This window comes from Chitinimonas lacunae, from assembly GCF_042650885.1.
In the GTDB taxonomy this organism is placed as follows: Bacteria; Pseudomonadota; Gammaproteobacteria; order Burkholderiales; family Chitinimonadaceae; genus Chitinimonas_A; species Chitinimonas_A lacunae.
In genome coordinates this window covers 4,459,547-4,478,163 of the sequence record NZ_JBHSBU010000001.1, presented here as the reverse complement: position 1 = coordinate 4,478,163, position 18,617 = coordinate 4,459,547, and the positions used below count along the sequence as shown (strand labels likewise).

Annotated in this window: 12 protein-coding genes; 3 read left to right on the top strand and 9 right to left on the bottom strand. The window is 61.4% G+C overall.

The window, feature by feature from the left end; all coding sequences use genetic code 11:
* Positions 1–106: 106 nt before the first annotated feature.
* Positions 107–532: a hypothetical protein gene (locus ACFOW7_RS19155; protein ID WP_378167422.1), complete on the bottom strand. Its 426-nt coding sequence runs from the start codon at positions 530–532 to the stop codon at positions 107–109.
* Positions 533–695: 163 nt separating this feature from the next.
* On the opposite strand from ACFOW7_RS19155, the gene ACFOW7_RS19150 reads away from it, so the two are divergent.
* On the top strand, positions 696–1,946 hold the full coding sequence (locus tag ACFOW7_RS19150) for a sterol desaturase family protein (RefSeq protein WP_378167420.1): 1,251 nt from the start codon (positions 696–698) through the stop codon (positions 1,944–1,946).
* On the opposite strand, the gene ACFOW7_RS19145 is transcribed toward ACFOW7_RS19150, so the two are convergent.
* The 5 genes from ACFOW7_RS19145 to ACFOW7_RS19125 all read right to left on the bottom strand — a co-directional run bounded on the left by ACFOW7_RS19145 (position 1,907) and on the right by ACFOW7_RS19125 (position 7,767).
* The gene (locus tag ACFOW7_RS19145; protein WP_378167418.1) at positions 1,907–2,284 is read right to left on the bottom strand and encodes a hypothetical protein; all 378 of its coding nucleotides are present in this window, start codon (positions 2,282–2,284) and stop codon (positions 1,907–1,909) included. The genes ACFOW7_RS19150 and ACFOW7_RS19145 overlap by 40 nt on opposite strands.
* Before the next feature lie 521 nt (positions 2,285–2,805).
* Complete coding sequence (locus ACFOW7_RS19140; protein ID WP_378167416.1) at positions 2,806–3,486, bottom strand: Fe2+-dependent dioxygenase; 681 nt, start codon at positions 3,484–3,486, stop codon at positions 2,806–2,808.
* Positions 3,487–3,494: 8 nt separating this feature from the next.
* Entirely contained in the window at positions 3,495–3,848 is a 354-nt protein-coding gene (locus tag ACFOW7_RS19135) for a VOC family protein (protein ID WP_378167414.1), read from the bottom strand.
* A gap of 183 nt (positions 3,849–4,031) precedes the next feature.
* On the bottom strand, positions 4,032–6,173 hold the full coding sequence (locus ACFOW7_RS19130) for a TonB-dependent receptor (RefSeq protein ID WP_378167412.1): 2,142 nt from the start codon (positions 6,171–6,173) through the stop codon (positions 4,032–4,034).
* A 526-nt stretch (positions 6,174–6,699) separates the two neighbouring features.
* The gene (locus ACFOW7_RS19125) at positions 6,700–7,767 is read right to left on the bottom strand and encodes a type II asparaginase (protein ID WP_378167410.1); all 1,068 of its coding nucleotides are present in this window, start codon (positions 7,765–7,767) and stop codon (positions 6,700–6,702) included.
* Between the two features lie 238 nt (positions 7,768–8,005).
* On the opposite strand from ACFOW7_RS19125, the gene ACFOW7_RS19120 reads away from it, so the two are divergent.
* Positions 8,006–9,640: a methyl-accepting chemotaxis protein gene (locus ACFOW7_RS19120; RefSeq protein ID WP_378167408.1), complete on the top strand. Its 1,635-nt coding sequence runs from the start codon at positions 8,006–8,008 to the stop codon at positions 9,638–9,640.
* Between the two features lie 162 nt (positions 9,641–9,802).
* Here the strand turns inward: ACFOW7_RS19120 and ACFOW7_RS19115 are convergent, their stop codons facing one another.
* The 3 genes from ACFOW7_RS19115 to ACFOW7_RS19105 all read right to left on the bottom strand — a co-directional run bounded on the left by ACFOW7_RS19115 (position 9,803) and on the right by ACFOW7_RS19105 (position 16,142).
* Positions 9,803–11,311 carry a hypothetical protein gene (locus ACFOW7_RS19115; protein ID WP_378167406.1) on the bottom strand — a complete coding sequence of 503 codons (1,509 nt, stop codon included), beginning with the start codon at positions 11,309–11,311 and terminating at the stop codon, positions 9,803–9,805.
* A 1,118-nt stretch (positions 11,312–12,429) separates the two neighbouring features.
* Entirely contained in the window at positions 12,430–13,908 is a 1,479-nt protein-coding gene (locus ACFOW7_RS19110; protein ID WP_378167404.1) for a DUF1501 domain-containing protein, read from the bottom strand.
* A gap of 2 nt (positions 13,909–13,910) precedes the next feature.
* The gene (locus ACFOW7_RS19105) at positions 13,911–16,142 is read right to left on the bottom strand and encodes a DUF1800 family protein (protein ID WP_378167402.1); all 2,232 of its coding nucleotides are present in this window, start codon (positions 16,140–16,142) and stop codon (positions 13,911–13,913) included.
* A 239-nt stretch (positions 16,143–16,381) separates the two neighbouring features.
* On the opposite strand from ACFOW7_RS19105, the gene ACFOW7_RS19100 reads away from it, so the two are divergent.
* The gene (locus ACFOW7_RS19100; RefSeq protein WP_378167400.1) at positions 16,382–18,577 is read left to right on the top strand and encodes a RelA/SpoT family protein; all 2,196 of its coding nucleotides are present in this window, start codon (positions 16,382–16,384) and stop codon (positions 18,575–18,577) included.
* Positions 18,578–18,617 lie beyond the last annotated feature (40 nt).

The following is an 18,617-nucleotide window of genomic DNA, read 5'->3' as shown; positions in this document are numbered from 1 at the left end:
CAGGCCATCAGAAATAAAAATTTATATGAAAACCAAAAAATTATTGCATACACATATTCGCCACCCCGAAAACTCATCCCCCTTATTACCTCCACCGTCTCAAGAATTAATTTTTATTTCCGCAAGTCAACCCCTGCAAAGATTTTTGAATCAGCCCTTCCAACTCATGCCATCTCGTAGTCTCTTCATTTTTAAGCGAGGCCGCCATCTCCCTTGTAAAATCTTTTGCTATCAATTTTACATCCTCAACCACCTGAAGAAATTCTCGTTGAAAGCCAGCCTCCACCTCCATAGACGAGAGATTATCATATGCACCATCACAAGCCATTTGATGCAATCTATCTTTTATCAAATCTGCCAGCTCCTCAATAAACCTTGCAGACTCCTTACATACTTCCTGCACAGCGATAGAAGATTGAAGCAGCCCCTGATCATTAATAGATTTCTTAACTTTCCCCAACCTATCTTCTAACTGTGCAATTTTCTGCTCAACAACATCAACAGAAAGAAACCGATAATCGAAATTTGGCATTTTTCGTCCCTTACAAGTTTTATTTGGGTTTTTCTTTTATAGCAGAAAAACATCTTAAAGTTATGGCTTCTAACATATTGAGATAATGCAAAATGCAGAAAATCATCACTGGATCACTCAATCCAGACTAGCATCCGCTTATCTCCTGTCCCCTCTCCCAGCCATGGATCACCAACTGATCGCCTACGCGGCTCCGCTGTTTGTCGTGCTGATCGGCCTTGAACTGCTGGCAGCCCATTACCGTGGTCGCGACGGCTACCGGATCAACGACGCCATCAGCAGCATCAGCCTGGGCGTGCTGTCGACGGGTCTGGGGGTGTTTACCGGTGGGTTGATGGTGTTGGCTTATTGGTTGATCCAGCAATCGCTACCCTGGTCGCTGCCAGCCGACCATTGGGGCACCTGGCTGCTGGCGCTGATTGGCTATGACTTTCTGTACTACTGGCATCACCGGCTGGGTCATCAGGTGAATATTCTGTGGGCGGCTCATGTGGTCCACCATCAAAGCGAGGAATACAACCTCTCGACCGCGCTGCGCCAGAGTGGCAGTACCTGGCTGCTGGGCTGGGTCTTCTATCTGCCGCTGGCTTTGTGCGGAGTGCCGCTGACGGTCTATCTGAGCGCCGCCACCATCAATCTGCTGTACCAGTTCTGGATTCACACGCGCCATATCGGCAGTCTTGGCTGGTTCGACCGTTGGTTTTCTTCGCCCTCGAACCATCGTGTCCATCATGGGAGCAATGATCGCTACCTCGATCGCAATTTCGGCGGCATCAGCATGCTATGGGACAGGTTATTCGGTACCTTCCAGCCGGAGCTGGCGGAAGAGCCGGTGATTTACGGCATTCGCAGTCCTTTGCGCAGTTGGAATCCACTGTGGGCCAATCTGCACTATTACTGCGAGCTGATCCGGCTCAGCCGTGCCACGCGGCGCTGGGGCGATCGCTGGCGCTTGTGGTGGCGGGCGCCGGGCTGGTTGCCGGCTGATCTGGCAGACAGCAAGCGCCTCGACGATCCACGGCTGCACGCCAAGTACGATCCGCCCTTGCCGGCCGGGTTGGCTCGCTATCTGCTGTGGCAGTTTGCTTTGGCCTATCTGGCCGGACTGCATTTTCTGGCCGGAGTGGCGGCGCGCGGCCAGATGGCCAATATCGCCTATGGCGCGGCCTTGGGATTGACGCTGTGGATCATCGGTGGACTACTGGAACGACGCCCGCCCTATGCCGCGCTCGAATGGGCACGTCTGGGGGGAATCGGCTTATGGCTGGCGTTGAGCAGCGCGCTTGCACCGGCCTGGCAGCTAGCCGGTTTCGCTGTGCTGGCCGTCACGCTGTGGTGCTGGCTGCGGGTGGCGGCCCAGGCGTCGTCTGGGCTTCAGGATTCGGCCTCGTCGGGCTCCGGGGCTTCGCCATAGGCGCGGGCAAAGGCCAGGATCACTTCCCGCACCACCCGCCGCTGCGGCGGTGGCAGACCGAGAAAGGCGTCCAGGGTTTCGCGCTCGCCATAGACCAGCTCAGGCGCCCAGCGCCGCCGCCGGCTCTCGATCCGCTTAACCACTTCATCACCGTAGCGTAACTCCTGCGGCGTCATGCCCAGCCATTCGGCCAGCACGACCAGCTTGTCCTGGGTCGGCAAAGCCTCGCCACGCAGCCAGCGTCTCACCCCATGCAGGGTGACGCCTTTGCCCCAATAACGTTGATTGAACTCGCGCTCCAGCACGGCAGGCGTGGGCGTGTAATGCAGCCGCTCCATCGCCTCGCGTAACCTTTTCGCAAATTCCTGCTTAACATTTGACATCCCCAAACAGTAACGGGATGGTTAAGTCGCAGCGTAACTTACAAACACAAGTAGTTACGCCAAATGCTTGACTTTCAATCAACAACCCCTCAATGCCTTGCAAGAGGCCGAGGCGGTTTCATCAAGCACTGCGGTGTCCGAATCGACGGAGCCGTAGAGTCCCCTGAGCCGCAAAGCGGTATAAGGCACCGGGCTTCCAACACCTGCTGTCGCGTGATCGTCAGCGAGGACGGCGGCAACGGTGCGTTACGACCTTCGGTCTAACGCACCCTGCCAAACTCAGGGTCCGAACCGGAACCGGTCGCGCTGAAAAAGCCCGATTGCCGGCTCGTCCTCCCGCCAACAAGCAGCGCCTCGATGGACGCGCAGCCTTTGCAGCCATCGCGGAGGAATCGAAAGAAGAGAATGGAAGATTTATTTATTTATATAAATACTCATCTTCCATACTTGCAGACCTATTACATATTATTTTCATTTCAGTGCGGCCCACCCCAGCGCCGCAGCAGATTGTGGTAGACGCCGGTCAGCTCGACCAATTCCTGCCGCTCGCCCAATTCGCCGCGCAGTCGCGACAGCGCGAGATCCATATCGAACAGCAAGGCACGCTCGCCCACATCGCGCACCAGGCTCTGGATCCAGAAAAAGCTGGCCAGCCTCACCCCACGCGTCACCGGCTCGACCCGGTGGACCGTGGTCGCTGGATACAGCACCAGATCGCCCGCAGGCAGCTTGACCCAATGCTCGGCAAAACGGTCGTCGATACGCAGTTCACCGCCGTCGTAGTCGTCGGGCTCGCACAGAAACAGCGTGGCGCTCAGATCGGTGCGCAGCCAGCCGCCTTGGGGCAGTTGACGCATGGCATTGTCGATATGGTCGCCGAAGTCCATCCCGCCTTCATAGCGGTTGAACAAGGGCGGATAGATGCGGGCCGGCAGCGCGGCCGAAAAAAACAGGCCGTGGCGAGCCAGCGCCGACTCGACGATCGTGCGCAATTCACTCAATTGCGGCGCCGATTCGGGCAGTTGCAGATTACGTTTCTCACGGGCCGACTGAGTGCCGGCGGTGATCCGGCCATCGGCCCAGTCGGCCGCGGCCAGCAGGTCGCGACAGCGCGACAGCTCGGTGGCGTCAAGGACAGCAGGAACATGCAGCAGCATGGGGACTCCTAGCGGGCCGACTCGGCAAAGGTGACCAGATTGCCGTCCGGGTCGTACAGATGGCATTCGCGATAGCCCCAGGGCCGCAGCGCCGGCCGGCCGTGTTCGGACAGGGCGCCATGGCGCTCCAGCAGGTCGGCCAATTCGTCGATCGACTCGACTTCGATCCGGCAGGCAGTCGCGCGCGGAATGCTCGGGTCGTTGCACAGCCAGAAGTGGATTTCCACCTCATCGCGCCAGATCAGGCCGTAGTCGGCCGTCGGCTGTTGCACTTCAAAACCGAGCTTGCCGAAGAACTCCAGCGAACGCACCAGATCGAGGCTGGCGAGCTTGGGGATGGCGTTGAGCAGACGGAAAGCCATGAAACCTCCTTGAGACGGCCGCCTTGAACGGACAGACCCCGGCCGACCTAAGTCGACCGGGGTGGTATCCGGACAGGTACCGGTGGATGACTCTACTAACTAAGCTGCCTTCGGAAGACTAAGAATACGTTACTTGTAGCAAGTTTCCTTGCTTATCCGAGACAGGATAATTAGAAGTTTGTCTTAGAAGCGATAGGTGCCCATCAACTGGGCGCTGCGGCCTGCCCCCGGCACGGCGTGGCCACCATACAGGTTCTCAAACGCGCGCTCGTCGCCGATATTGTTCAGGTTGAGCTGGATGTCCCAGTTGCGGGTCTCATAGGCCGCCATCGCATTCCACACGGTATAGGCCGGAATATTGGTGGTATTGGCCAGACTGGTGTAGCGCTTGCCGACGGCGTTGACGCCACCGCCGACCTTCCAGCCGTGACCGATGCGATAGTCGGTCCACAGGCTGGCAGTGTAGCGCGGGGTGTTGATGGAGCGCTTGCCTTGCTGGGCCGGATCGAGCGCACGGTCGATGCGGCCGCGCATCAGCGCCACGCTGCTGTAGACCAGCCAGTCTTCGGTGATCCGACCGGCCACTTCGATTTCGATACCGTCGGTATGACGCTTACCCGACAGCAGGTAGACATCGGGGATCAGCGGGTCGGTATTGCGCTCGTTGGTCTTCTCGGTGCGATAGAGCGCGCCATGGAGCGCCAGATCGCCGTCGAGCAGGTCGAGCTTGGCGCCGATTTCAATATTGCGGTTCTTTTCCGGCGGGGTATTGGCGCCGCGCGGATCAAGCGCGTAAGCCTCGCCCGACGGGTTGAACGAGGTGCCCCAGCTCAGGTAATAGCTCTGCTTCTGGTCGGGCTGGTACAGCAGACCGCTGCGGCCGCTCCAGACCCGGTCGGTGCGCGAGTAGTCGTCGCGGGTCAGATTGCCGCGTGCGTCCCACAGCTTGCGGCGGTATTCACCCTCGAAGCGGTCCCAGCGCAGACCGGCCACCAGCTTCCACTGCGGCGCCAGGGTCATGGTGTCTTGCAGCATCAGCGACACGGTGTCGGCGGTGAAGTCGGTCTCACTGCCCGGGATACGCACCATCGCCGGCAGTACCGGCCGGTTGTTCGGGTTGCCCACGGTGGCGTTCGGAATCGTCGGGCCGGTCCAGCGCGAGGTCCAGGAATCTTCGCGGCCGAGTTCGAGCGCGCTCAGCACCTGGTGCTTGACGGCGCCGGTGGTGAAGTTGAACAGCAGATCGGTCTGGTTGCTCCACACCGTATCGTCGCCTTGGCGGCCGGGGCGGCCACGGGTGATCACCGTCTGGTCGGTCAGTACGCCACCGGTGCTGGCAAGATTGAGGCGCGGGGCGGTCGGCCAGACTTCACGCTCATAGCTGCCGTAGCGCAGGGTGTTCTTGAGCTGGAGGTCGGGGCTGAACTTGTGTTGGATACGCAGCGTACCGATATGGGTATCGGTCTTTTCGTAATCAGCGTCAGACAGGCCATAGAAGGTGTCCCAGCGGTCGATCGGGCGGCCGTTGTAATACGGCACGCCATAGTCGGGCACATTGTCTTCCTTCATATAGACCCAGGAAGCCGTGATCTGGGTATTGGTGCGCAGACCGAAAGTCACGGTCGGGGCAAAACCCCAGCGCTTTTGCTCGGCGCCTTCGCGGAAGCTGCCGGCGTCGGTGGCCATGGCATTGATGCGCAGGGCGTTGTGGTCGGACAGCTTGTGGTTCCAGTCCATGGTGGCCCGGTAGTAGCTGTCGGTGCCGACCGTGGCGCTCGCTTCGGTCTTCCAGCCGAGGAAGGCTTCCTTGGCGGTCTGGTTGATCACGCCACCGGTCGAGCCGCGACCGAACAGCATCGAAGCCGGGCCGCGCAGCACTTCGACCTGGTCGACAAAGAACAGATCGCGGTTGTATTGACCAATATCGCGCAGGCCATCGACATACAGGTCGGAATAGGCAGCAAAGCCGCGCAGCGTCAGGTTGTCACCGGTACGGCCGCCTTCGCCGGCGTTGAACGTCAGGCCCGACACATTGCGCAGGGCATCCTTGACCGTCTTGTCACCCTGATCCTTGATCAGTTGCTGCGTCACCGTCACGGTGGATTGCGGAATATCGCGCTGCTGCTGCGGGGTACGACCGACGTTGGTGACGCCGCCGCCGTAGTAACCGCTATTGCTGCGGTCGGCGTCGCGCTGTTCGGTCACCCGGACTTCGGGCAGGGAGTCAGTCTTGGTCTCGGCCGCCAGCGTGGCAAGCGGGGCGAAGGCCAAGAGGCCCAGGGCCGGCTTGACAAGGTGGCGAATCGGAGGGGTCTGACGCTTCATGGCGATGTAAACCTCTTGAGGATGACGATGTAGGACAAGCAAGGCACAACCATGCGGACGCTGGCTGTGCCGTCTCGGCGCCCGCCCGGTTCAGGTCTGCTGCCTGGTGCGGATGGACGCGGCGTTTCCTCCTCCGCCACCTCCCCGGTCTACAAAAGAAGACCGGCCCGATTGGCTCGGGCCGGGGCCGTCCGGGGAGACGGTAGTGGGATGGGTAACGAGTCAAACGGCAAGGCGGTGAGGAGCCGCCACAACGCTTGTCGTATCGACCGACACCGTCCGCCCCGAAGAGCTTCCCGATCGCAACCGCTGCGGACCGTGTCGTTCGATGAGTGCATACTAACGATAACCATTCTCATTTGCAAGCACTCGCTGTAACTTTTCTTCGGGCAGCGTGGCAAAAATGCTCAAACCACTGATCAGACAGGCGTTTTTCGCTGCTTCAGCGCAAACGGTGCAGAAAAAAAGCCCCGTGGCGTTAGCCAGCGGGGCATCAGGGAACACGCGTTGGAATCGGTAGCGTTGCTTAGTACTCGCGGAACATGCGCTGCACTTCGCGGCTGTCGCGGGTCTTGGTCAGGGCCAGCATCAGCAGGATGCGGGCTTTTTGCGGGCTCAGATTGTCGGCTGCGACAAAGTCGAGTTCATCGTCATTGGCCTCGCCATTGCGGGTCACGATGCCGCTGCCGGTGCGCGAAGCGCGGACCACCATCACGCCTTGCTTGCGTGCATCGACCAGCGCGGGCTTGACCGTATTGGCCAGGCTGCCGTTGCCGACACCGGCATGGACCAGCCCGGCGACGCCGGCTTTCAGGTGGGCATCGACCGCCACCCGGTTGACGTTGGCGTAGCCGTAGACGATATCGACCTGCGGCAGCCGGTCGAGCTTGCTGACATCGAATTCGGCGTCGGCGGTATGGCGCCGGCTCGGGCTGCGGTAGAAATACGCCTTATTGCCCTGCATATAGCCCAGCATGCCGAGATCGGGACTGCGGAAGGTATCCATGGTCGAGGTATTGGTCTTGCTCACCTCGCGTGCGGCGCTGATCTGGTCATTGAGCGACACCAGCACGCCACGGCCACGGGCGTCGGGGCTGCCGGCCAGGATCACTGCGTTATACAGATTGATCGGGCCATCGGCCGAGATCGCGGTGGACGGCCGCATCGAGCCGACCAGCACCACGGGCTTCTTGCTCTTGACGGTCAGATTGAGGAAATAACTGGTTTCTTCGAGGGTATCGGTGCCGTGGGTGATCACCACGCCATCGACATCATCCTGGCCCAACAGCTCGTTGACCCGTTTGGCCAGCTTGAGCCAGTGCTCGTTGCTCATATTTTCGCTGGCGATCTGGAACACCTGCTCGCCGCTGACATTGGCGACGGTTTTCATTTCCGGCACAGCGTCGATCAGTTTCTGCACACCAACGGTGGCAGCGGTATAGCCGACCGTGGTGGTGCTGGTGGCACCACTGCCGGCAATCGTGCCGCCGGTGGCCAGGATACGGATATTGGGCAGCTTATCGGCAGCCCAGGCCGCCTGGGTGGCCAATACGAATGCTGCCGACAGCAGCCAGCGTGAAGCGGTCATCTTCATCGATCATCCTCTCGTCAATTTATTATCGGTTGGGACGCCACCCGCCGGGCAGCGCCTGCGCCATGCGCCCAGGCAATCTAACCCTGCCCGGCGGGGGCGGCGATTGGCGCTATCCCTTAAGGGAAAGTGTCGATGCCACGTCTGCGGCATGCTTCCTCCTTCCTCGCCTTTTATTGCATCGGGCAATGACTATGCTCGAACCACACCCCGAATAAAATTCGGTTTACAGGAGGAAGTTATGCTTAAACACCTCAAGATCGCCCATCGTCTCTTTATAAGTTTCGGGGTGATTCTGTTGATCATGCTGCTACTGCTGATCGTCACGGCGACCAACTTCAACCGGGTCGGCAAGGCCGTGCAGCAGACCAATCACACCTATACCGTGCTGCTTGAAAGCGAGAAGCTGCTGACTGCCCTGGTCAATATCGAAACCGGGCTGCGCGGTTTTCTGCTGACGGGTACCGATGGTTTTCTCGCCCCCTTGCAAGCGGGCGAGAAGGAGTTCAGCCAGTCGTTTGCCCTCATCAAGCAACTGACCAGCGACAACCCCAAGCAACAGACCCAGCTGGCCGAACTGGAACAGCTCAAGACCACCTGGCTGAAACAGAACGTCGAGCCGGCCATCGCCCAGCGACGCAGCGTGGCCAGCGGTGCGGTCACCATCGATGCAGTGATCGTCGATGCCGCCAAGGCCGAGGGCCAGGTCAAGATGGACCGGATGCGAACCCTGCTGAGCACGATTGCCGCCGAGGAAGCCCGTCTGCTTGCCAGCCGCGAGCAGGAGGCCGATGCGGCCAAATCGCAGACCCTGTGGATGCTGCTGATCGGCGGCGTGCTTGCCGGTGTGATCGGGATGTTTGCCGCCTGGCGAGTTTCCAGGGCGCTGAGCCGGCGGATCGGCGAAGCGATCCGGGTGGTCGATGCCGCCGCCAACGGCGACTTTTCGCGTCGGATCGACGTGGGCAGCCAAGATGAGATCGGCACCCTGATGCGCTCATTTGCCCATATGCAAAGCCAGCTCAATGAACTGCTGGGCGGCGTGCGCCGCAGCGCCCGCCAACTGCTCGACGGCGCGGCGCAGATTTCCACCAGCTCGGAGCGGGTCGCCAGCGGTGCCCGCGAACAAAGCAGCGCCGCCTCCTCGATGGCTGCCGCGGTGCAGCAGCTCACCGTCAGCATCAACCACGTGGCCGACTCGGCCAAGGAAGCCCACCATACCTCGGCCGAATCAGGCCGAATTTCCAACGAGGGCGGCGCCGTGATCCAACGGACGGTCGCCAGCATCGAGGAAATCGCCGGCACCGTGCGCACCGCCTCCCACAGCGTCACCGAACTGGGCACCCAGGCAGCGCAGATCAGCAGCATCGTCAATGTGATCAAGGAAATCGCCGACCAGACCAATCTGCTGGCACTCAACGCCGCCATCGAAGCAGCCCGCGCCGGCGAGACCGGGCGCGGCTTTGCCGTGGTGGCCGATGAAGTGCGCAAGCTCGCCGAGCGCACCACCAGCAGCACCCAGGAAATCGCCAGCATGATCGCCAAAATCCAGGCCGGTACCGGCAGCGCGGTACGCGATATGAACGAAGGCGTGGGACAGGTCGAACAGGGCATGACCCTGGCCAGTCAGGCCGGCGATGCCATTGGCCATATCCGCGAAGGGTCGAACCGGGTGGTGCGGGCGGTGACTGACATCAGCGACGCCCTCAAGGAACAGACCGTGGTGGCCAACGACGTGGCCGGCAATGTCGAGCGGATCGCCCGAATGAGCCAGGAAAACAGCCTCGCGGTCGAGGCCACCGCCGAAACGGCCGAGGACCTGCGCCAGCTCGCGCTCGACCTCGACAACGCCGTCTCGCGCTTCAAGCTCGCCTGATCGGCCAGGGCAACTCGTCACCCCATCGGACTGATGTGTCAGCGGGTCCGAGCTTGCCGGGTGAATCAACAGAAAAAAGCGACGGATGCCGCAGCGCCCGTCGCTTTTTCCGTTTCCCAGGCCGGCCGTGTCATCCGGCCAGGAAACCTATTACCGGGCCGTTTACTGGCTGGCCCAGCGGAAGAGCTGCTCGACGATATTGGTGATCGGTTGCGAATAGCGCGAGGTATACGGCGCGTAGGCCTTATAGCCCGCTGGCAGCGGCGTTCCGGCGGTCCAGTTGTAGTACGGGTTGTAATAGGAGATGGCCCGGGCATTCGGTGCCGGCGTCCACATGAAGTCCGGATGACGGTTGCTATACCATTCGCCGCCCAGAATCTTGCCGGCGGCGTCGAGTTCCAGGTCGTAGGTATAGGTGACGGCGCTGATGCTGTCGTAGGCCGGACTATCGGTGGTCCGATGCGACGGCGAGTTCTCGTTCATATAGTCGATCCGCATCCGCACGCCAACGATGTATTGGCCGTTCTGGTCGCGGTAGTTCTTGAACTTGTCGCTGGTATAGGCCGAGCGGGCAATCATCGCCTGACGGGCGGTGGCAAAGGTCTGGTTGGTCTGCGGATTGAAGTAGACCAGGCTGTAGCCCAGCACCGGCTGGTTCCATACCTCGTAGTCGTAGGTGGCATCGAAGATGAAGCTGCGCTTGCTGATACCGATCTGGTTGATCACCGCCTGGTGCCAGCTGCCCGGATTACTGTCGAAGCAATACTGATCGATGATGCGGCCATTGGCATCCTTGGCCGGGTTCTTGGTATTGCAGCGCCCGCCGACGAAACGCACGCCCGGTGAGGCGTTGGACCACAGCAAGGTGCCGAGCGCCTTGATATCGGATGGGTAGAAGGTCATCTTGTGACCGTTGACCCCGGTCAGCTCAAGCGACTTCTTCGGCCGTGGCAGGGTATAGGACGCGGCGGCCCAACCGTGACACAGCCCCATCCAGGCCTCGACCTTGCCGTAGGCGTCGTAGTAGCGCTTGCCCGAATTCCACATCTGCACCGTCAGGTTGTAGCCCACATCCCCCACCAGCAGGTCGTACTTCTCCGCCGGCGACAGCAGATTCATCTGCGCGCCGACATAGGTGGTGATCGGGAAAATCTGATGGGCGAAATTCCAGTAATCCTTCCAGGTCGCGGTCGGATAGTTCCACTGGCGCGCATCGGCATAGCGGTTGGACAGCGAGCCGTTGTAGAGCGGCCAATAGGTATCGGACCACGGCTGCGCCGTCAGCCGCGCACTGCGGAGATTGGCCGAATCGATGGTATGGACGTTGGAGACGATCTGCGCGCCGTTATCGACCAGCCGGGCCGGGTTGTCGTTGCCGTAGTGGATCGGCGCGATCTGGGCCGCATTGCCCGGCGGCTGGCTATTGCCGACCATCCAGTCGCGCATGGCGGTCTTCTGGTCGACATACACCCGGTTCTCCACGTCGCTGGCCGAGAACCGCGCAGCCCCTGCCCCGCTTTTCTCCGGCAACTGGTCCATGACCGTGGCGGGATCGCGGTGGAAACGCTCCATAAAGGCGCGGATGCTTTCCTCACTGAGCTCCGACTCGGCATGCGCCACCCCCAACGTGGCCACACACAAAGCGATAAGCGTAAGACGGTTGGTTTTCATCGTTATTCAACCTCCTGAATGCCGTTCCGCTGCACCGCCACGGGGCTTTCCCTGGCGCATCGCACCCCGTGGCGCGAGCTGGAACAACTTGTTGGATCAAGAAATGCGATGCCCGGCCCAAAGACCGCCAGGAAGAATCCGCCCTAGTAGGCTGATACCGGGCGAGCCGTTCCCCTCCTGGTCTGTCAGCCGGCAAATACCTGGATGAGGACGAGAACACAGTACAGGGATAAAAAAATCGGTCGCAGTCGGCGACCCGGAACGGCACGTAGAAGTGAGCGGAAATATCTATTTATTAGAAATGGGATATTTACGAAACAACTATCGCAAATATCGATATGCCGTCGTAGCGAGACAGTAGAAGGCTTTTCATCACACGACAACCGGACCGAAGGAAGACCAATTAACGACCGGTTCCGGCTGTACAACCCGCCAAATATTCCCGTATTTTTTCGGGGCTACGCTGTCATCTATCCGTCAGCAACAAAACCTCTCTGCTTTGTCTGCTGCGGATGGCTCTCCCTGCCCGGACCTGGACGGTTCTGTTAGACAATAAAAAAAGCGGCCATGGCTTGGCCGCTCGATTTTTTTATTCCCATAAAAAACCAGCGCAATGACCGCGAGTCACCGTATGTCGGTTAGTTGTAAAAAACTGTCGTGAAACGGCAGGTACAGCAAATACGATGGGCAGCAGTGCGACCCGGCCGCCCTCAAAACCGCGTCCAGCGCAGTCGAATCCCTGCGCCAATCGTGCTCACGAACCAAGCGGAAATCATCCTTCTCCGCACCGCCGCAACCACCTCAACATCCGCTTGGACATCCAGATCGATCAGTCCCACCAGCCTTGCAGAATCCCTTTATCGCCAAGCGGCATGACGCTGGATGTCCGTGTCCCTACTGCGGTTCACGAGGAAAGGAAGAGGCGGAGCGATGCCTGAGCTGGCCTGCAGGGGAGTTTCGTGTTGGATACAAAAATCAAGCAAATTATCTGCTAGATACAGAAACAGACAGGGACAATTTAGAAACAAAAACGCCTGCCAGTTGGGGGAAACCGGCAGGCTCAGTGTGCGCGAATGGGGAACTAGGGCTAGTTCTCTTGTGGTTGTGCAGTTCGCCGTTCAGGCGATGAACAGCTTCTTCAGATCGACACCGGCTTCGAGCAGGCTGGTATTGCGGTTGGCCACCAGATTGCCGGTATCGCCACGCGCCACCCAGTCGGCCACGGCACCGAACAGATGCTCGATCCCGGTCAGGCCCTTGATGTCGTCGTTGCGGCCACGGCTGAACAAGGCTTTTTCCGACTCGGGGAACATATTGCCGTAGATGCCGCCACGGACCGAATCGCCGATCACGATAAAGGTGCTGCCACGGCCGTGGTCGGTGCCGCCGTCGCCGTTGGCGGCAAGCTGGCGGCCGAATTCGCCAGCGATCACGAAGACCAGATTGCTGCGGGCAGCCGGCGCCAGATTCTGATACAGCGCATCGAAGCCCATATTGGTGCCGAACAGATCGCGCAGGTTCGATTCGATGGTGTTTTTCTCGTTCTGGTGGGTATCCCAGCCACCGTATTCGAGCGAGACCACCGGGGTATTGAGGATGTCCGAGACCGCCACCAGATCGTGCAGATTGCGCATCTGGCGGCCCCAATACTGGCGTGGTCCGGGCGGAGCGGGCTGGCCGGCCTGGGCGGTATAGAGGGCGCGGATCGCATCGGGCACCGGCAACAGGGCATTGGCGCCCGTTTCAGCCGTACCGAGCCGGGCCTTGAGCTTTTCACCGGCACTGCGCAGCGATTCCTCATGGAGCGCAAAGCGGGCATACGGACTGTCGGCCGACCAGTTGCGTGCCGCGTAATAGGCTTTGAGCGCCCGTGCCATCACATTGGGCGGGCTGGTGATTTCCCATGGCTTGGCATCGGGCTTGAGCACATTGTCAGGCAGGCCCAGATTGCGCGAATCGCGGACCGACAGGGTCAGATCGCTGGCACCATGGCTGGGATTGCCCGCCGCCGGCGACAGGCAGAAGCGGCGCGGACTGGTGGTCAGTGCCGCCACCCGGGCGTCGCCGCCCAGTAGCGCCGCCAGACGGCCGCCCCAACCGGGCTTACTGAAATCGTTGGCCGAGGAGCTGCGGTCGCCCTGGTCGAGCACCAGCAGGGCATGCGAATGATCGCGGCTGTCGGCACCGACCACATTATTGATAAATGCCACATGACCCGCATCCCACATGGCCTTCAACCAGCCACAGCTTTTCAGCATACCGACATTGAGCGGCTGCTTGGTATAGGGGTCGAGCAATTGGTCGTAGGCTTCGTTCCAGCGCGCCAGCGACCCTTCGAGACCGGGCGTCGTGATGCCATGACTGCGGGCACGCGCCAGCCAGTAGGCGCTGGCGTAGCTGTCGGCCGGCTCGCCGGTGGCGATGCGGGGCGGCAGCAGATGGCGCATGTCGGGGCCACCGGGCAGGGTCACATTGACCAGGGTGCGGCGCAGCGTGGCCACACCGGCCAGCGCATCGGCGCTGGCCCAGGTCGGCAGTCCGGGCAGCGCCAGGACACCGGTCTTGAGGACGTTAGCCAGAAATTCGCGACGGTTCATGCTCAGTCCCTTCCCTTTTCAAGCTGGAAGTAGGGGGTAGCGGCGATAAAGTTGATGGCCTGCCCGACATTCTGGTTGGCGGTATCGACCACCTTGACGTCGGCTGCCCACAGTTGCAGCGGCTCGGCAGCAAGCTTGGCCAGGCAGCGGCCGGCGATGCCGGTGGCGGCGAAATCGGCTTCGCTGAATACCCGGGTGGTCTCGGTCCCGGTTCCGCCCTTGCCATCGCCGGTACAGGCCACGGCCGGATCGACCCCGCGCGCCAGCAGGCTATAGACGGTCAGCCGCTCGTAGTTGCCGAACTGATGACCACCGTCGGCGATATAGCGCTGCCACAACCAGGCACCGGCCTGGGCCGCATTGGCGCCCTTGGGCAGCAATGCACCCCAGTTCTTGCGCCAGTCGCTGGCATAGTTCTTCAGATTGTTGTCGGTCCACGGCTTCTCGGCCGACACCCGGGCAAAGCGCCACCAGCCATCGGTCGAACGCAGGAACTGGCTGCGGAACAGATCGGCCGACAGGGAGGCTTCGCTACCCGTCATATGGCCGAACACGTTATGCATCGGGTGGAACACCGCATAGCCTTCGCTGTCGGCCAGGCCCGATGCATCGTAGAGCCGGATATAGGCTTCGCGCTGATCGAGCGTGGTCAGGTTGGCCTGCAGGATCAGACGCTCGAGCGGCGTACGGAACCGTACCCGCTCGGCATTGTGGAATTGCTGCGAAATTGCGTACTGGCGCAGGAAAGCGAGCAGGTTCTTGTTCGGGCCCATCGCTTTCCAGGCCGATTGCAGGGCGCCCAGTTCGGCCAGAGACAGGCTGTCGTCGCCCATCCCCTGGATCACGATGGCCGGCAGATTGTCTTCGCTCTCGGGGTGACGCACTGCCACTTCGGCCAGCGCAAACAGCTTTTCCTTGGCCGTGCCGCCGCTGATGGTGGCGTGCAGCACTTCGAGCGGGTTGACATGGTGCTTGGCGGTACCGAATACCACCTCGGTCTGGTCGCAGGTCCACTGGGTGCCGCACAGCATATCGGTCAGCACCTTGGCGGTGCCCTTGACCGTCACCACCTCGTGGTAGCTGTCCTCGCCCGGGGCTGCGCCCGGACGCGGCTGGGCATCGGCCGGTTCGCGGGTGCCGAGGATGCCGAAGAACAACTGGTTGAATTCGCGGGCGAAGTCTTCATTGCCCGAGAAGGTGCCGACACCCTTCTTGATCTCCCACACATTGCGGAAGTGCTTGTACTGATTGGCAATCGCCGCCGTCTGGGCCGCCTTGGCCAGCGTCGTCTGATAGCTGTCGCCGGCCATCATCGATTGCAGGATCGTGTCGTAGTGGCGTACCGCCTGGAGCCGGCTGACACCGACATCCTCGTTGATCGCCAGATGGTAATTGCTCTCCCACAGGGCGATCCGGTGCGGCACCGGATTGATGCCGCGGGTCATCAGTGCCTGAACGGCGGTGCGCATATTGCCGCGCCAGTCGGCAAGCCGGTAGCTGGCGCGCAGGGCGGTGGGCAGCGGGCTTTGCTCGCCGCTCCAGTATTCGCCGAGCGCTGCCAGCGAATTGGCGCGCTGGGCGGCGGTGCTGTCGGCAATCGGCGACAGCTTCGGATTGGTTGGCTGGAAGGTCAGGATCTCGGCAATCGCCGCCTGTGGCGACATATTGGCCCAGGCTTGGATCTGCTGGTCGCTGGCAAAGCCGCCGTAGGCAAAGGTATGCAGCACCTTGCGCACGGCCGTTTCATCCCACTGGGCCTCGCTGACCGGGGCCATGGAGACGCTGGGCTGGGGCGCGCCCGTTTCGGTATGGATCAGGGTGGCGTGCAGTTCACCGCCATTGGCCTGGTAGCCGGCGTAGACCTGTAGGCCCGCCAGGGGACTCAAATCGAGTCCGTCGATGGGAAGCAGCAGTTCGGGAGCCAGGGCGGTGCGGCTGGCAAACACGCCCAGCGATTCGAGCCGGCCATCCCACAGCTGCCAGCGGTTGGGGCCGATCAGCGACACCCATACCACGCCGGGGATGCCGGCCACCACGAACACCTTGCCAGGGCGGCCAATATCGGCGGGCAAAGGTCGCAGGTCCAGGGCAACGACCCGGCGCTCCGGGCCGCCGCTGACCCGGCCGGCCAGCAAGGTATCGGCGACGGCGGCTTCCATGGTCTCGGCCAGCGCCGGAGCGGCGGGCCAGGCGCCGGCTAATGCCAGGGCGATCAGACTGACTCTAAGCGACATGACGATTCTCGCATTGGGGTGAACGGAACCTCGCCCGCCCTCGCTGGAACGGGTGCGCCATTCTGGCACAGGGCAACAGGATATGCCATCAGAATTCCAAAAGCCGATATTTAATAATTACTTATAAACCATCAGGCTTTTTTGGCCAGTACTTATCCACAACCAGGCTCAGCTTGTGAAAACGGCCAGACGCCGCATCTTGCCTCGGTTGTCACGATCTGCCATGGCATAATTCACGAATGGTCGCTCCTACCCGCCCGCTTGCCGTTTCCATCGCCGAAGCCGCCGATCCCCAGGGCTGGCTGGCTCGTCTCGCCGACCGCTACCCAGCGGCCGATCTGCAACGGATTGCCGCTGCCATGGACTGGGCCCGCACCCTCTACGCCGGTCGTGTCCTTGATCGCACCGACGAGCCGATCTTCCCGCATGCCGTCGCTGCCGCCTCGATCGTCGCCGATCTGCGGCTCAATGCCGACGCCGTGGCGGCCACCCTGCTCTACTGCGCCATCGATCTGCTGCCCGACGGCCACGAACAGCTCCAGGCCCGTTTCGGCCCGGCCATCGCGCAGCTGGTCGAAGGCGTGGGTCGGGTACGCAAGATCCAGGCGCTGGCTCGGCTCGACGCCCACGACAAGGAAGACGCCGCCGCCCAGATCGAGGTGTTGCGCAAGATGCTGCTGGCGATGGTGGAAGATATCCGCGCCGTGCTGATCAAACTGGCCTGGCGCACCCAGACCATGCATTACCTGGCCAACTGCGACGACGCCGTGCGCCGGCCGATCGCCCGCGAGACGCTCGATATCTTCGCGCCGCTGGCCAACCGGCTCGGGGTGTGGCAGATCAAATGGGAACTGGAGGATCTGGCCTTCCGCTTTCTCGAGCCCGCCACCTACAAACGGGTGGCCAAGCTGCTCGACGAGCGGCGGGCCGACCGCGAAGCCTTTATCGGCGAGGCCATCGAGCGGCTGCGGCAGGAACTGCTGCGCGTCGGCATCAAGGCCGATCTGATGGGCCGGCCCAAGCATATCTACAGCATCTGGAAGAAGATGCAGAAAAAGCGGCTCGATTTCAGCGAGCTGTACGATATCCGGGCGATCCGGGTGCTGGTTGACGACGTCAAGGACTGCTACACGGCGCTGGGCGTGGTACACAATCTGTGGCAGCCGATTCCGGGTGAATTCGACGACTATATTTCCCACCCCAAGGGGAATTTCTACCGCTCGCTGCATACCGTGGTGGTCGGGCCGCACGACAAGGCGCTCGAAGTGCAGATCCGCACCGTGGAGATGCACGAGCATGCCGAATACGGCGTGGCCGCCCACTGGCGCTACAAGGAAGGTGGCGACGGCGACGCGCGCTATCAGGAAAAGATCGCCTGGCTGCGCCAGTTGCTCGACTGGCGCGAAGAAGTCTCGCACGCCCACCAGCCCGAAGTCGCCGCCGCCTTCAAGGCCGAGCTGTTCGACGACACCATTTATGTGCTCACCCCGCAAGGCCGGGTGATTTCACTGCCCAAGGGCTCGACGCCGGTCGATTTCGCCTACCACGTCCATACCGACCTGGGCCACCGCTGCCGGGGCGCCAAGGTTGACGGCCATATCGTGCCGCTCTATACGGCACTGGAAAACGGCCAGCGGGTCGAGATCCTCGCCGCCAAGGAAGGCGGCCCGAGCATCGACTGGCTCCATCAGGGCTATCTCAAAAGCCATCGCGCCATCACCAAGGTGCGCCATTGGCTGCGTCAGCAGAATCTCGATATCGCCATCGAAGCCGGCCGCACCCTGTTCGATAAGGAAGTGGCACGCAGCGGCGCCCATCCGCAACTGGACGAGCTGGCCGAGAAGCTCGGCTTCAAGCGTATCGAAGAGCTTTATGCGGCGCTGGGCCAGAACGACCTGACCACGCGCGATCTGGCCCAGGCGCTGGCCCCGCCGCCGCCTGAGACCCCGATCGAGCCAGACGACCTGATCCGCCGCTCGCGCGCCGATACCCATGGCGAAGGCATTCTGATCGAAGGGGTCGACAAGCTGATGACCCTGTTGGCCAAATGCTGTAAGCCCGTGCCGCCGGACCCTGTGATCGGTTTCGTTACCAAAGGGCGCGGCATCAGCATCCACCGCAGCGACTGCCCCAGCCTCAAGCGCCTGTCGGCCAACGCCCCCGAGCGGCTGATCGCAGCTCAATGGGGCAAGCAGCTAGGCCATGTGTTCTCGGCCGATATCGAGGTCGAGGCACACGACCGGCCAAGCCTGTTGCGCGATATTTCCGACGTCCTGGCGCGCGACCGCATCAATGTCACCGCCGTCAACACCCAAAGCCGCGACCAACGCGCCCGGATGCGCTTTACGCTGGAAATCCGCGACGCCGATTCGCTGCGGCGGATCATCGATCAGGTACGCAATGTGTCGGGCGTGGTCGAGGTGGTGCGGCGCTAAGGTGGACGCCGCCAGCAAGCTGGTCCATGATGCGCCGGGG